The sequence below is a fragment of the Arthrobacter sp. TJ-266 genome (assembly GCF_058269115.1).
The window spans coordinates 124,890-138,919 of sequence record NZ_JBZCNC010000003.1; the positions used below are offsets into that span (position 1 = coordinate 124,890).

The window sequence follows — 14,030 nt, forward strand, 5'->3', positions numbered from 1 at the left end:
GGTTCTCCAGGCGCGCGGTGCGGCACCAGGGGTACAACGCGCGGAACCCCCACTACTCTCCTCGATGGTTCCCAGAGGCAACAGCAGGAGCGCCGTGACGGCCCTCTGTGATGGTAGGCGAACCACCCCGGAGTTCGCTGGGAGGAGGGCGCCCGTGCACCTTCCTCCCAGCAGGGCCCGTGGTCAGCGCTTGCCGCCCTTCGCCTTCGGCGGCAGGAACTTCTCCTCGGTGACAGCGCTGGCGTTACCAGCGGCGTCGACCGCGCGCACGTACACCGTCGCGGCTCCCTTGCCGAGGGCGATGGGCTCCACGTACTCCGTGAACGGGCCCTTCGCGCGGAGGGAGTACTCGAGGCGCGCGAGGCCGGACGCGTCGGTGGCCGAGAGGCTCACGGTGCGCGAGGCCTGATCGAGCGAGAGCGCCACCGTCGGAGCGGTGGTGTCGGCCTCGAGGACCTCACGCACGTGGTGCGAGTGCAGGCCGAAGGAGTCCGCCACGCGCGGCACCCAGCAGTCGTCGTTGTGACGTCCGGTGGGGTAGATCGCCGAGGTGTACAGGACGCCCTTGGCCGTCAGCAGGCCGTCGAGCGAGCGGACGGCGTTGTCGAAGCGGAAGTCGTCCTCCTCGCAGGCGTCGTAGAAGAAGTCGTACTGCGAGAGCTGCTCCGTGGTCCTCGCGGCGACGTCGGCGAGCGGGGAGAGCGACTGCCCCGGGGGTCCGCCGGGTGAGGTCACGCCGACCACGGCCGGCGCGAGGTTCAGCGCGCCCATGTGGGAGGCGAGGGACGAGAAGAGCTCCGGATGCGCCAGCCCGATCGAATACGCGCCGAAGCCGCCCATGGACACGCCCGAGAGGCCGCGGAACTCACGGTCCGCGATGGTCCGGTACTCGGCGTCGACCTGCGGGATCAGGTCGTCGATGAACATGCTGCGCCAGGGCGTGCCGCCCTCGTTGTCCACGTACCAGAGTGATTCGCCGTCGGGCATGATGACGATCGACTCCTCGAGCCCGCCGGAGGTGTACAGCGCGTCGAGGGTGGCGCCGAAGTCACGCGGCTCCCACTCACGGCTGCCGCCGTTCACGCCGTGGAGCAGGTACACCACGGGGTACTCGCGGTTCGGTTCCTCGAGGTAGGACGGCGGCAGGTACGTCACGTACTCGCGCCGTGCGCCCTCGAGGTCGGACTCGACGGCGTCCCGGAAGAACCGCGAGAGGTTGCCGCTCTCGGTCCGCGTGGCGGCGTCGATGGTCAGGAACTCCTGCGTGCGGGGCTGGAAGTCGAACGGGACGCCGTCCTTCGTGCCGGAGATGGTGCGGTTCGTGTCGACGAGCAGGCGCCCGTCCTCGGCCGCGATGACCTCCACGCCGGCGTCGTCGAGCCGGAGCGTCCCGGACGCGGCGACCCAGTCGCGCAGTTCACGCTCACGCCGCTCGAGGTCGCGGCCGTCGTGGAAGTAGCCGCCGGCGAGGGTCTCGAGGTAGGCGTCCACGTCGCCGCGGGCGAGCGCATCGGCCTGCTGCTCGAGCAGGTCCGTGACCCAGGCGGTGGTCGCCGTGTCCGCGGGCGCTCCGGCGATGCCGTAGACCTCCTCGCGCACGGCGTCCTTCGAGAAGATCCCCACGGGGCCCTGGTACCAGCCACCTCCGCCGGACATGTCGTAGACCCGGACGGCGAGCGTATTCGTGCCGCCGAAGACGGGCGCGTCGGCGGGCACCGGGTAGAGCCGCTGCTCGAACCACTGGCTCTGCGCGTTCGGCGGCATGGATCCCGAGCCGCCGATCTTCACACCGTTCAGGAAGGCCTCGTCGACGTCGTCGAGGAACCCGAGGGAGGCCACGAGGTTCTGGCCGTCCGCACCGGCCGGGAGGTCGAAGGTGAGGCGGTACCAGCCGAAGCCGTCGTAGTCGGCGAACTGGGGGGCGCCGTCGGTCTGCGGGACCTGCAGGGAGGTCCAGGCGGCGTCGTCGAAGGCCGGGTCCGCGTACTCGGGGGCATCTCCGGCCACGAACTTCCAGGTACCGGAGAGATCGAGGTTCACCGATGCGGCACCCTCCGCGGCGGGCGCGATCGGGCTCATGGTGGTCGGGCTTCCGGGCGCGGGGGCGCCCGCGGCAGGGAGCGCGGGGCTGAGGACGACGGCGGTCACCGCGAGGGACGCGACCAGCCGGCGGAGGAACGGGGAGGGGTACTGCAGCATGCGCGTGCTCCAACTTCTTCGTTGAACAGGGACGTTCACGAACCTACTGGGAACGTTCCCAGATTGCGAGGAGAAGCTGCCGCGAGCCGACGGGGAGGCGCAGCACGCCCAGGTCCCCGCCGGGAGAGGCTTTCGGGGACACGAAAAAACCCGCCTTCCCTGGGGGAAGTGCGGGTTTCTCGACGTGGCTCCGACCGGCGTCGATCCGGTGACCTCTCGATTTTCAGTCGAACGCTCTACCAACTGAGCTACAGAGCCTTGCGACCATCGTAGTGATGATCACCGTCTCCAGCCGAGCCGGTTTCCTCGAGGATTCCGGCCGCCTGAGCGACCCTGACGGGACTTGAACCCGCGACCTCCGCCGTGACAGGGCGGCGCGCTAACCAACTGCGCTACAGGGCCTTGCGAACTGCATTTTCACGTGTGCAGGCTTTTCAGCCTACCAGCACTTGTCCGGTCGACCGACCGCCCCTAGAGGCGATGACCTGCGTACCCCCAACGGGATTCGAACCCGTGCTGCCGCCGTGAAAGGGCGGTGTCCTAGGCCGCTAAACGATGGGGGCCCGGACCCACGGGAGGGGTTCCTGCGACTCCCCGGACACGTGCTCTTCCGGTGGGTCTCTCCCCGTCGTGGACCTGTAAAACTATAGGGGCTCGCTTCCCGATCCACAAAATCTGCTTCCCGGACCCTGCCTCGCGCCTGATCGGCCTGACCGGCGGGTGCGGCGCGGGTCGGTACGATCAGGGCGTGCCGTTCGAGATCAGCCGGGAAGAGTTCGAGGAAGCCGTCGACGACGCGATCGACCGCATACCCGACGATCTCGCCCAGGCCATGGACAACGTGGCGATCTTCGTGGTCGAGGAGTACGAACCGGCGCCCGGCGAACCCGCGGACACCGAACTCCTCGGACTCTACGAGGGCACCCCGCTGACCGAACGCGATTCCTGGTGGGAGGCCGGCTCCCTCCCCGACCGCATCAGCATCTTCCGCGGCCCCCTCATGCGGCTCTGCGACTCGCGCGACGACCTCGTGGAGGAGATCCTGGTGACGGTGGTCCACGAGATCGCCCACCACTTCGGGATCGACGACGAGCGCCTCCACGAACTCGGGTGGGGCTGACCGAGCGCTCAGCGCACCATCGGGCCGAAACGCTTGCGGTCCTCCAGGCGCGGGTCCGGGCGGTCCGGGACCACCAGCACCGGGCCTCGCGCGTGATGCAGCACCCCCTGGCTGGTGGACCCCATGAGCATGCCCGCGAACCCTCCCCTGCCGCGCGTCCCGAGGACGAGCAGCTCGGACGTCGCGGACGCGGCGATCAGCACCTCGGCGGGAGGGCCGTCCTTGAGCTCCACGGTGATCTCGACGTCGGGGTAGTGGCTCTGCAGCCAGTCACGGCCGGCGGCGAGCTGGACGGCGAGGTCGGCATGCAGGGCCTCGCGGTCCACGGGTGCCGGCACCCAGGCCAGCGAACCGTTGAAGGGAGCCACCGAGCAGACCACACGGAGGCTCCGGTCACGGGCGCGCGCCTCCTCGGCGGCGACGAGCGAGGCCATCCGCGCCTGCTCGGAACCGTCGACGCCCACCACCACCACGTCCTCCACCGTGGCGGGAGGCGCAATGCGGCCCCTCCCGGCCTTCGCGGACTTCTGCCCGAGGTCCGGCCGCCCGAGCCGCGCCCCCGTGCACACGGGGATGACCGCCGTCGGGCACGTGGAATGAGCGGGGAGCGCACTGCTCACGGACCCCAGGAGCCTTCCCACGAAGCCGCCGCGGCCGCGGGACCCGACCACCATGAGTTCCGCGTCCTCCGAGAGGTCCAGCAGCACGCCCGCGGCGTCACCGGCCTCGATGCGCGTGTGGACCTCGAGGTCCATGCCGTCGAGGTGCTGGACGGACTCGGCGAGGACGGTCTGCGCGCTCTCGCGGATCACGTCGTCGTCCACCGTCGCATACCCGGCGTCCATGCTGGAGGCAGCGAAGACCGGCACCGTGTAGGCGGTCACGACGTACAGCGGAGCCCGGCGACGCGCCGCCTCCTGAGCCGCCCACAGCAGGGCGCAGGTGCTCTGGTCCGAACCGTCGACGCCGACGACGACGCCGTGCGGAACCGGCGCCGGCCGGGACTCCGGCGATGACCCTCGTGCGTGTTCACTGCCCACGGCAGACCTCCCTCGGCCCCACTCCCACCACGTGCCGCAGCGGGTCCACCCTTTGTAGCGCACGAGGTCCGGATCGGTCTATCCACCACCCTCGAAGTTCTATAGTCTTCAGTGACCCGTTGCGGGGGTCTCCCGAATTCCGGGACGAACCCCGCGCGTAGTGCTCTTGGCTGACCCGTTCGCAGCCAAGAGTCCGTACGGCCCGGAAGAGGCGCCGGGCCGTACGGAACCAATGCTTCGTGGAGGTTCTTTGGTGAATTCCCTGCCGCTCGACCCGGCCCGGTCAGCGTCCGCGATGCCCCAGGCCGCCGAGTCCACGAGCACCGTGGTGATCGGTTCAGGGCTCTCCGGCCTCGCCGTCGCGAGTGAGCTCAGCCGCCGCGGGATCGACTCGATCGTCGTGGAGAGCCTTGAATGCGCCGACTCCGGCGCCATGCGCACCGTCATGACGGACACCATCTCCCTCACGGAACGCACGGAGCTCATGCGCCTGCTCCGCGGATACGCCGCGGCCCACCAGCTCGACGTCCGCCAGACCACCGTGGCAGAGCACCTCAGCATCATCGGACACCCGAAACTCCTCACCACCCCGGTGGGCCGCAAGAAGTGGGCGGTCCAGACGGCCGACGGCGTGCTCCTCGCCGATCACGTGGTCCTCACGAAGTACCCGCAGAACGAACTGCGGAAGTTCCTGAGATCGATGGGCATCGCGATCGGCCGTGACCTCAAGGCGGCGCTCCGCTCCATCGGGCTCCACCTCGTGGGCGTGGGCGAGATGCTCACACCCACCACGCGGGAGATCGTCCGGCAGGCCAAGCTGGTCAGCGACGCCATCGTGGCGCAGGGACCCTCCGCCCTCAACCGGCTCACCCCGCCGCTCGCGGCGATCTCCCCGCTGCGCGCCTGATCCTGCGGGCCTGACGGCCGTCGAGGCTCCACACCGCACTCGCCTGATCGCGTCCCGAACCGGCCCTGTAGCGCAGGAGCTGCCCTGTGCGAGCTCCTGCCAGGGGCGTTGCGCGCTCCTTGTAAGGGCGTTCCGGGCTACTGCCGACCGGCGCCCAACCGCTTCCGCGCGGTGACCGCGAGTGCGACGGCGATCGCCACCAGCGCGGCGATCATGAGCACGATGCTCCACGGGAAATCGCTCACTCCCGCCGTCTGGATCTCGCCCGCCTGGTCCTCCTGTGTCTCCACGGGAGCCGCGGTACCGGCGGCGTCGGGCACCGTCGTCGAGCCCTGCTGCGCGGTGAACACGAACGAACCCTCGATCGGGTGGGAATCCGAGCTGACCACGCGCCAATTCACCGTGTACTCCCCTGCCGGCGCACCGGCGCGGAGGGCCTGGGTGGCGGTGCGGTCCACGATCTGCACGGCCCCATCAGCCCAGTCGGTACCCGACTCGTCCACCACCTGCACCTGGGCGCCGAGGCCCGAGGGAACGTTCGAGAAGTTCAGTTCCAGGCTGGGAGGCAGCACGGCCACGGAGGCACCCTCGGCCGGGGTGGTGCCCGTCAGCTCGTCGTGCGCGCTGGCCGGGGCGCTCCCGCCGATCAACACCGCGAGCGCGAGCAGGGCGGCGGTGACGAGGGGGGCCAGGGCCGGGCGACGACGGCGACCGGCCTCCGCGGGCTCGGGACGCTGTGCGGGCGGGGACGGGAGGGCAGCCATACGACCAGCCTACGCGGAGACCCTGAGGGCCCGCTGGACCGGCGGCTTCGACAGCCCGTGCAGCACCTCCGGCCGACGAAGGGGCGAAACACGTTCGTCACAGGCCGCCGGATAGAATTCCTGCGACCGTCCACGCCCCTTCCGCCCAAGGATCCCCATGCTCACCACCGGTTCCGTGCTGGACCGCTACTTCCACATCACGCAGCGGGGGTCCACGTTCTCCCGGGAGATCCGTGGCGGCCTCGCCACGTTCTTCGCCATGAGCTACATCGTGGTGCTGAACCCGCTCATCCTCGCGGGCGCCGACTCCTCGGGAGCGGAGCTCGGGTTCGAGCGGGTAGCCGCCGTCACCGCGCTCGTGGCCGGCGTGCTGACCATCCTGATGGGCGCCTGGGCCAAGTACCCGTTCGCGCTGGCCACCGGCCTCGGCGTCAACGCGTTCGTGGCCATCACGGTCGCCACGAATCCCGGGCTCACGTGGCCGGACATCATGGGCCTCGTGATGCTGGCTGGCCTCACCATGCTGGTCCTGGTGCTGACCGGGTTCCGAACGGCCGTGTTCAACGCGGTACCCGAGAGCCTGAAGACGGCGATCGTGGTCGGGATCGGACTCTTCATCGCGCTGATCGGGCTCGTCAACGCGGGCTTCGTGCGGCGTGTGCCCGACGTCGCCGGCACCACGGTGCCCGTGGGTCTCGGTTTCGGCGGCGTGCTGATCGGCTGGCCCACGCTGGTGTTCGTCGTCGGCCTCATCCTGACCATCGCGCTGGTGGTCCGCAAGGTGCGCGGCGGCATCCTCATCGGCGTGCTCGCCGCCACCGCTCTCGCCGTCGTCCTCGAGGCCGTGTTCGATGTGGGGCCGAGCTTCACACCCGGGCAGGAACCGAACCCCGCCGGATGGTCACTGGTGGTTCCCGAACTGCCCTCCGGAGCATGGGTGGGCGTGCCGGACCTCAGCCTGATCGGCAACGTGAGCCTGTTCGGGGCCTTCGGGCACCTCGGCGGGACCGCGGCGCTGCTGCTCACCTTCACCATCCTGCTCAGCATCTTCTTCGACGCGATGGGCACCATGGTGGGCCTGGCCAACGAGGCGAAGCTCGTGGACGCGAAGGGAAACATCCCGGGCGTGAACCGCGTGCTCGTGGTCGACGCGCTCGGAGCCGTGGCCGGCGGAGCCGGGTCCGTCTCCTCCAACCAGATCTACGTCGAGTCCGGTGCGGGCATCGGCGAAGGCGCCCGGACGGGCCTCGCGAACGTGGTGACCGGCGTGCTGTTCCTGCTCGCGATGTTCTTCACCCCGCTCATCAGCCTCGTGCCCTTCGAGGCCGTGGCCCCGGCGCTCGTGGTGGTGGGCTTCATGATGGTGGCGCAGGTGGGCCGCATCGACTTCGACGACTGGGGCATCGCCATCCCGGCGTTCCTCACCTTCATCCTCATGCCGTTCACCTACTCGATCGCGAACGGCCTGGGCGCCGGGTTCATCGCCTTCGTCCTGATCCGTGCCATCCAGGGCCGTGGCCGTGAGGTGCACCCGTTGATGTGGGCCGTTGCCGCGGCGTTCGTCGTCTTCTTCGGACTCGGGCCCATCGAGGAACTCCTCGGCCTCTGAGTCCGCGGGCTCTCACTCCGGGGGCTCTGACTCCGCGGGCTCTGACTTCGGGGGGCTCGGACCCTCCCACGGTGGGCGTTCCTTCCGTGGGCAGCTGAGCACATGCCCACGTTCCGATGCGGCAGAGTGGGATGGGCGACGACGGCAGGTCGGCTCGCGGCCGGGACGACGTCCCTGGGTGGAGAAGCGAATCAGGCACGATGGCGCCCCGAGGAGTGCACGATGAAGCAGTTCCTGCGGCTCGGTTCGATCGCGGCGCTGGCCACGTTCATCCCCGGTGCGCGCGCCTCCGTGCTGCTGCTCCTGATCGGGGCGACCTACGGGCCGGCCGCCGCCGCGACGCTCGGTCTCTCCTCGCAGTTCCTCGGGCTCACGATCGTGGCGCTGGTCGGGCTGAACATCACGACGGTCTTCGCGATCAAGAAGCTCCGGGGCGGAGCCGGTGCGCGTGCCATAGCCATCGAGCGCGGAGCGGTGGCCTTCGCCGGGGCGGGCCTGATTACGGTGGTCGCGGTGACCGCCGGCGTCGTCCTTCCCTCGGTGCTCGGCGGGATCGACCCGGTCCAGTTCGTCGTCTACTGGTACGTCTCGATCATCAGCCTCGTCGCGACCGTCTTCACCTCCTGGCAGACCGGCCTGCTGCAGGTCAGGAACGCCGACGGGAAGGTCCTGCAACTCAGCCTGATCTCGGCGGGTGTCGCCCTCACCTCGGCGATCGTGGTCACGAGAATGGTCCCTGAGAACGCGGTGCTCGCTCTCACCTGCGTGGCGCTCGTCAACGCCGCGTCCGACGCCACGGTGCTCGTCCTGAGATCCCGAGCCGTCCGCCGTGCCTGGGACACGGAACTCGATGGGCTGTGGCGCGAGGCGCTCACCACCGTCCTCCGGGCCCCGTCGGCGACCCTCAGGCAGGTGCCTCCCGTGGCAGCAGCAGCGGCGGACGGACTGATCCTGATGTCGGTCTTCCTCACCGCCGGCCTCGTGGCGACGTGGCAGGACGTGGACGCCGGCGCCGCGGTACTGACCGCCACCGCACTCGTGAGGACACTGGTGCTGCCCCTCAAGCAATTCGGGATGGTCGGCGGCCGCCTCTCGGTCGCCGCCGGTGAGCTGAAAGGCGAGCTGGTCCGCCGGATGCTGGTCGTGGTCACCGCACTCCTGGCCGCAGGCGCCGTCGTGCTCCTCCTGCTCGAAGTGGCGGGGATCCTCCCGGAATCAGTGAGCCTCGTCCTCGTGGGGCTGCTCGCGGCCCAGCTGCTGCTCGAACCCGTGACGGGCTTTCTCTTCGCCTCCATGAAGATCATCGAGGCGCCGACGTTCGGCATGAGAGCCCTGTTCCTGGTGAGCTGCGCGTTCACCCTCCCCGCGTTGCTCGTCCTGGCAGGGCTGGGACTGGGCGAGCCGGAGTACATCTGGTCGGTCCTGCTGACGGCCCGGATCGCCTTCGCGGTGGCCGTCATCCGGGGCGTCCGGCGATCGGGAATCATGGGGCGGGAGACGTCAGTGCGCCGGGAACGCAGTGCTCCCCCACCGTGAGCCGTGAGCCGTGACGAGCGGCAGGGCGGGCTGTGGCGTAGCCTGTCGGCACCACCGCCCGACCATCCCGAGGAGTGGAGCTCCGTGTTCCCCGTCGCCCTGCCCGATGAGTTGCGCCGAGGCCCGCTGACGCTGCGCACCCTCCGGGACGAGGACTGGCGGCTCGAGTACGAGCTCAGCCGGGTACCCGATGTGCCGCGCTGGACCTATTACCCCTCCGACCTCGACGAGGCAAGCGCGCGACGCCGGATCATCCGGTCGCACGAACGCCACGAGCAACGCCTGGCCGGCCGCTATGCGGTCGTGGTGGACGGCGTCGCGGTCGGCACCGCGGGAATGGGACTGCTCGACGTCTCCATGCCGATGGTCTTCTACGTCCTGGCCCCGCGCGGTCGGGGCCGTGGCACGGCAACTCTCGCCGTGCGGCTCCTGAACGAATGGCTGTTCGCCCAGCGGTTCGCCGCCGTGATGCTCGAGACCATCTCCGACAACACCGCGAGCGAACGGGTGGCCGCTCGTGCAGGATTCAGGGTGGTGGGGAGCTCTCTCGGCACCCAACGCGGGGAGAAGGTACATCTGGACCAGTGGCGCCTCGACGCGTGACGGCGGACTCGGTGAGCATGATCTTCGGGAGCGCCTCCTCCTCCGACGAGGTCCTCGAGCCCGTGCTTCGCCGTCACGGTGGTCCTCAGCTGGACGGCCCGCTCCGCGGACGCAACCGCGTCTCCTCGACGTCGAGGATGCGCTGGGCCTTCGCGAGGACACGCGACGAGTAGGTTCCGCGCGAGCGAGCGGCCAGGAGCGCCTGCCGCTCGGCGTCGAGGACGGCGAGCCGGAGGTCGCGGTACTGGCGGTGCGGGGAGCGCACGAGCCTCTGCTCCGGCAGGCGGGCCTTCTCCCACTCGAACTCGGAGCGCATCCCCGTGTCCGTCCGCACGCGGTCCAGCACGTCCTGGTCCACCTCCACGCCCTCGCCGACGATCGGCGCCGGATCCTCGAGGACCCGCAGCCCCTCGGTCCGCAGTTCGTCGAACAGGGTGGCTGATTCCTCGCGGTCCGACTCGACGTCGATCCCCTCGATGCGCAGCACCCGGATGAGCCAGGGCAGGGTACTGCCCTGCACCAGAAGGGTGGTGACCGCCACCGTGAACGCGATCAGGACGAGCTGCTCGCGGTACGCGAACGACGACGGCAGCGACTGCGCCGCGGCGAGGGTCACCACGCCGCGCATCCCCGACCAGCCGAGCACCGTGGCGCCCTTCCAGCCGAACCCCTCACGCCGTTCGAGGTCGAGGTCCGCCTGCCTCCGCTCGTACATCCGGGTCAGGGCACGCTTGCGCCGCTCCTGCCGGGCGTCGAGCGTGGGTAGCTTCTTCAGGCGCCCCAGGCCCCGGCGCAGCTGGAGCGACCGGCGGGCAGCCCTGCTCGGCAGCCTCCGCATGAGCAGCACGAGGGGGAACACCCAGAGGAAGCGCAGCGCGATCAGCACCAGGGTGGCGAGGAGCCCGATCATGACCGTCTGCCCAACGGTCAGCAGCGACTCGTCGATGTTCTGCAGCAGCCCGCGGATCTCGAGCCCGATCAGCAGGAAGACGCCGTTCTCGAGCAGGAACTGGACGGTCCGCCAGTTGACGTTGTCACTGATGCGGGCCCGGGCGTCGAGGTGGCTGGCACTGCGGTGCCCGGTGTAGATCCCGGCGACGACGACGGCGAACGCGAAGTCGGCCACCGCCGCACCGACCACCACGAGCAGCAACGGCGCGGCCACCCTCACGCGCTGCGAGAGGACGGCCACGGAGACGAGGACCGCTATACCGATGATGCCGAGCACGCCCAGTTCCACCGTGCAAGTTCAGTGGGAGGAGAACCCCGGGCGGGGGATCACTTCGCGTCGATCACCGTGCGGGGTTCACTCCGCCGGTGGCACGCCGAAGGGTCGATCCGCGAGGCCCTGCGCTCCGGCTGCGAAGGCCCTGACCCGGGCGTCCTGCCAGAGCTGGGCCGGCACGCCGCCGCCGAGCAGCTCACGGACGAGGCCGGGGGAACCGCCGAGCGGGGCATCGCTCCCGGCGATGATGACGTTGCCGAAGCGTCTGCCCTTAAGCATGGCGGGGTCGGCGATGATCACCATGTGCGTGAACTCCGCGGCGATGGTCGCCGCCTCACGCTTGGCCGTCCTCAGGTCGGGGCTGTCGCCGCAGTTGACCACGTAGACGCCGTCGGGCGCGAGGACACGCTTGGCCGCCCGGGTGAACTCGGCCGTGGTCAGCGGCGGCGGCGTCACGGCCCCGGCGAAGACGTCGCGGATCAGGAGGTCGCGGCTCGCCTCGCTCAGCGACTCCGTGACGGCGCGCGCCTCGCCGACGCGGATCCTCAGCAGCGGTGCCCGCGGGAGGTCGAACCACTCGCGCACGAGTTCCGCGAGCCGGCCGTCGAGTTCGACGACCACCTGCCGGGCCTGCGGGTGCGAGGCCGCGAACCGGCGCGCCAGGGAACACGCACCGCCGCCGAGGTGCAGCGCCCTCAGGCGGGACGTCGCGGGGAAGCGGGAATCGACGAGGGACGCGATCCAGCGCATGTACTCGAAGTCGAGCCGGAGCGGGTCCGCGACGTCGATGTGGGAGCTGGGGACGCCGTTGATGCGCAGCACCCAGCCGTTCGGGTTGTACGGATCGGGTTCGAGCTCGCAGGTCCCCGTGTCGATCGGGAACTCACCGATCTCCGGGCGAGGGCCCTGACCCCGCGCCGTCACCCCTGATCCGGACGGTCCATGCGGAACATGGGACGGTAGTGCCAGGTGGGGCCGCACAGCATCGACGTGCCGTCGGGGCGGAAACCGTTGCGGACGTAGAAGCGCTCGGCGCGCGGATTGCCGTCGAGGATCCAGAGGTACGCGCCCCGCGTGTCGATCGCGGTGTCGAGCAACCGCTGGCTCAGCCCGCTGCCGTGCGTGGACCGCAGCGTGTAGATGTGGTGGAGCTCGAAGTCCGGGCGGTCGTCGTCGCGCCCCGGCCCTGACATGGCGACGGCCACCGGCTCGCCGTCGTCGTCGAACGCCAGCCAGCTCTGCGCGCTCCCGGGGGTACGCTCCGACTCCTCGAGAGCGGCGCGGCGCCGCTCGATGATCGCGGGCAGTTCGGCGTCGTAGTACTCGTGGTACTCGCGCGGCATGATGCGCTCGTACGTCTCGTGGAGACCGGCCACGTGGGTGCGGGCGTAGACCTCGGCATCCTCTACGCCGGCAGGCCGGATCAGGTACCGCAGCGTCGGCGAGGGAAGCTGTGTCACCGTTCCAGCCTAGTAGCCGGGTGGATCAGGAGTGACCCTCGAACTGCTCCTGCTCGGCCAACGCCGCCTCGAGCCGCTCCAGCTTGCCGGTCAGTTCGCCGGTGCGGCCGGGGCGGATGTCCGCCTTCAGCACCAGCGAGACGCGGCTGCCGTAGCGGCCCACGGCCTCGGTGGCGTTCTTGACGACGGCCATGACCTCGTCCCACTCGCCCTCGATGGTGGTGAACATGGCGTCGGTGTGGTTCGGCAGTCCCGATTCACGGACGACGGCGACCGCGGCGGCCACGGCGTCGTGCACCGACCCCTCGGGGTTCTCGCGTGAGATCTCGGAGGTTCCGGACGGGGCGACGCTGAAGGCTACGAGCATGGGTCCAGTCTGGCACGGGAGGTCCGCGGTCGGGAGCGGGTTCCACCCGGTGGTGGAGCCGTTGCCGGGCTCGCCGGGCGGCGGACCCGGGGCGCATGTTCCCTTGCGCGGGTGCAGATCCCCCCGGGAAGGGCCGCCCGCCGCGGCGGACCGCGTGGAAGGACGCGACAGGTGCGCGCAGGCCCGTACCCGCTAGGTTCGAGGGAGGAACGGGGCGCGGAGGGAGATGGGATGCTCGGTCTGCTCAGCGGGTTCGCGGTGGTCGGCGCGGTGATCCTCGTCGGCTACGTCGCCGGCCGCCTCGTGATCGGCGGACCACAGGCCGGCCAGGCCCTCAACCAGGTGGCGTTCTTCGTGACGAACCCCGCCCTGCTGTTCACCGTGCTGGCCGAGGCCGATCTCGGCACGGTGTTCTCCGCCTACGTTCCCGTGGCCCTGTTGTCCTCACTGGCGATCGCGGGGCTCTACGTGCTGATCAGCCGCTTCCTCTTCCGGCGGCCCGCAGCCGAGACGGCGATCGGCGCCATGGCGAGCTCCTACGTCAACGCCAACAACATCGGCATCCCCATCACCGTGTACGCGCTGGGTGACCCGACGCTGATCGCGCCCGTGCTCCTCGTCCAGCTCCTGGTGCTCGCGCCGTTCTACCTCACGGTCCTCGACCTCAGCTCCAGCCGGAAGCCGTCCGTCCGGGCGGTCCTGACGCAGCCCTTCCGCAACCCGATGATCATCGCGTCGATCCTCGGCGTCGTGGTGGCCGCGACCGGCGTGCAGCCGCCCGTCCCCGTGTGGGACGCGGTGTCGCTGGTGGGCGCAGCCGCCGTCCCCATGGTGCTGATCTCGTTCGGCATGTCCCTGCCCGGGAGCCGCCCGCTCAAGGCGGGCCCGGACCGCTTGCAGGTGGTGATCGCGACTCTCCTGAAGACCGCCCTGATGCCCGTGGCGGCCTACCTCGTGGCCCGTTTCGCCTTCGGGCTCGACGGCGCCATGCTGCTCGGCGCCGTGGTGGTCTCCGCCCTCCCCACGGCGCAGAACGTGTTCATGTTCGCCAGCCGTTACGGGCGCGGGATCCCCCTGGCGAGGGACACCGTGCTGCTCTCGTCGGTCCTGGCGATCCCGGCGCTCGTGGTCGTTGCCGCCCTGCTCGCCTGAGACCTGCCGTGACGCCGCCGGGACTGATCCTGCCGGCGGCGCCCGGAA

Annotated in this window: 13 protein-coding genes and 3 tRNA genes; 6 read left to right on the plus strand and 10 right to left on the minus strand. The window is 70.2% G+C overall.

Annotation, left to right across the window (positions count from 1 at the left end):
- Positions 1-183 precede the first annotated feature (183 nt).
- The 4 genes from AC4D12_RS09225 to AC4D12_RS09240 form a co-directional block, all read right to left on the minus strand.
- The gene (locus AC4D12_RS09225) at positions 184-2,199 is read right to left on the minus strand and encodes an alpha/beta hydrolase (protein WP_490949630.1); all 2,016 of its coding nucleotides are present in this window, start codon (positions 2,197-2,199) and stop codon (positions 184-186) included.
- Positions 2,200-2,384: 185 nt separating this feature from the next.
- A tRNA-Phe gene (locus AC4D12_RS09230) sits at positions 2,385-2,457 on the minus strand.
- Between the two features lie 70 nt (positions 2,458-2,527).
- A tRNA-Asp gene (locus AC4D12_RS09235) sits at positions 2,528-2,601 on the minus strand.
- An 88-nt stretch (positions 2,602-2,689) separates the two neighbouring features.
- A tRNA-Glu gene (locus AC4D12_RS09240) sits at positions 2,690-2,762 on the minus strand.
- A gap of 185 nt (positions 2,763-2,947) precedes the next feature.
- On the opposite strand from AC4D12_RS09240, the gene AC4D12_RS09245 reads away from it, so the two are divergent.
- The gene (locus AC4D12_RS09245) at positions 2,948-3,319 is read left to right on the plus strand and encodes a metallopeptidase family protein (RefSeq protein WP_490949631.1); all 372 of its coding nucleotides are present in this window, start codon (positions 2,948-2,950) and stop codon (positions 3,317-3,319) included.
- A gap of 8 nt (positions 3,320-3,327) precedes the next feature.
- On the opposite strand, the gene AC4D12_RS09250 is transcribed toward AC4D12_RS09245, so the two are convergent.
- Positions 3,328-4,359, minus strand: coding sequence for a universal stress protein (locus AC4D12_RS09250; RefSeq protein WP_490949632.1), 1,032 nt, complete (start codon positions 4,357-4,359; stop codon positions 3,328-3,330).
- A 253-nt stretch (positions 4,360-4,612) separates the two neighbouring features.
- On the opposite strand from AC4D12_RS09250, the gene AC4D12_RS09255 reads away from it, so the two are divergent.
- Positions 4,613-5,266: an FAD-dependent monooxygenase gene (locus AC4D12_RS09255; RefSeq protein ID WP_490949633.1), complete on the plus strand. Its 654-nt coding sequence runs from the start codon at positions 4,613-4,615 to the stop codon at positions 5,264-5,266.
- A gap of 137 nt (positions 5,267-5,403) precedes the next feature.
- Here AC4D12_RS09255 and AC4D12_RS09260 read toward each other — a convergent pair whose 3' ends face one another.
- A complete protein-coding gene (locus AC4D12_RS09260) occupies positions 5,404-6,030 on the minus strand; it encodes a copper resistance CopC family protein (protein ID WP_490949634.1) in 627 nt (208 codons plus the stop codon).
- Between the two features lie 157 nt (positions 6,031-6,187).
- On the opposite strand from AC4D12_RS09260, the gene AC4D12_RS09265 reads away from it, so the two are divergent.
- The 3 genes from AC4D12_RS09265 to AC4D12_RS09275 all read left to right on the plus strand — a co-directional run bounded on the left by AC4D12_RS09265 (position 6,188) and on the right by AC4D12_RS09275 (position 9,778).
- Positions 6,188-7,639: an NCS2 family permease gene (locus AC4D12_RS09265; RefSeq protein WP_490949635.1), complete on the plus strand. Its 1,452-nt coding sequence runs from the start codon at positions 6,188-6,190 to the stop codon at positions 7,637-7,639.
- Positions 7,640-7,861: 222 nt separating this feature from the next.
- Positions 7,862-9,175: a hypothetical protein gene (locus AC4D12_RS09270; RefSeq protein WP_490949636.1), complete on the plus strand. Its 1,314-nt coding sequence runs from the start codon at positions 7,862-7,864 to the stop codon at positions 9,173-9,175.
- 84 nt (positions 9,176-9,259) lie between these two features.
- Positions 9,260-9,778, plus strand: a complete 519-nt coding sequence (locus AC4D12_RS09275; RefSeq protein WP_490949637.1) for a GNAT family N-acetyltransferase — start codon at positions 9,260-9,262, stop codon at positions 9,776-9,778.
- An 85-nt stretch (positions 9,779-9,863) separates the two neighbouring features.
- On the opposite strand, the gene AC4D12_RS09280 is transcribed toward AC4D12_RS09275, so the two are convergent.
- From AC4D12_RS09280 to AC4D12_RS09295, 4 genes are all read right to left on the minus strand, one after another.
- Positions 9,864-11,006 (minus strand): cation:proton antiporter domain-containing protein, encoded by a 1,143-nt coding sequence (locus AC4D12_RS09280; protein WP_490949638.1) that lies wholly within the window; start codon positions 11,004-11,006, stop codon positions 9,864-9,866.
- A gap of 78 nt (positions 11,007-11,084) precedes the next feature.
- Positions 11,085-11,927 (minus strand): spermidine synthase, encoded by an 843-nt coding sequence (locus AC4D12_RS09285; RefSeq protein WP_490949639.1) that lies wholly within the window; start codon positions 11,925-11,927, stop codon positions 11,085-11,087.
- A complete protein-coding gene (locus tag AC4D12_RS09290) occupies positions 11,924-12,463 on the minus strand; it encodes a GNAT family N-acetyltransferase (RefSeq protein WP_490949640.1) in 540 nt (179 codons plus the stop codon). The genes AC4D12_RS09285 and AC4D12_RS09290 overlap by 4 nt, the downstream gene beginning before the upstream one ends.
- 25 nt (positions 12,464-12,488) lie before the next feature.
- Entirely contained in the window at positions 12,489-12,830 is a 342-nt protein-coding gene (locus AC4D12_RS09295; RefSeq protein ID WP_490949641.1) for a thiamine-binding protein, read from the minus strand.
- Between the two features lie 231 nt (positions 12,831-13,061).
- On the opposite strand from AC4D12_RS09295, the gene AC4D12_RS09300 reads away from it, so the two are divergent.
- Entirely contained in the window at positions 13,062-13,982 is a 921-nt protein-coding gene (locus AC4D12_RS09300; RefSeq protein WP_490949642.1) for an AEC family transporter, read from the plus strand.
- Positions 13,983-14,030 lie beyond the last annotated feature (48 nt).

Excerpts from the sequence above, each read along its gene's own strand:
- AC4D12_RS09225 (WP_490949630.1), bottom strand. The coding sequence starts at position 2,199 with ATGCTGCAGTACCCCTCCCCGTTCCTCCGCCGGCTGGTCGCGTCCCTC.
- AC4D12_RS09260 (WP_490949634.1), bottom strand. The coding sequence starts at position 6,030 with ATGGCTGCCCTCCCGTCCCCGCCCGCACAGCGTCCCGAGCCCGCGGAG.
- AC4D12_RS09265 (WP_490949635.1), top strand. The coding sequence starts at position 6,188 with ATGCTCACCACCGGTTCCGTGCTGGACCGCTACTTCCACATCACGCAG.
- AC4D12_RS09270 (WP_490949636.1), top strand. The coding sequence starts at position 7,862 with ATGAAGCAGTTCCTGCGGCTCGGTTCGATCGCGGCGCTGGCCACGTTC.
- AC4D12_RS09295 (WP_490949641.1), bottom strand. The coding sequence starts at position 12,830 with ATGCTCGTAGCCTTCAGCGTCGCCCCGTCCGGAACCTCCGAGATCTCA.
- AC4D12_RS09300 (WP_490949642.1), top strand. The coding sequence starts at position 13,062 with ATGCTCGGTCTGCTCAGCGGGTTCGCGGTGGTCGGCGCGGTGATCCTC.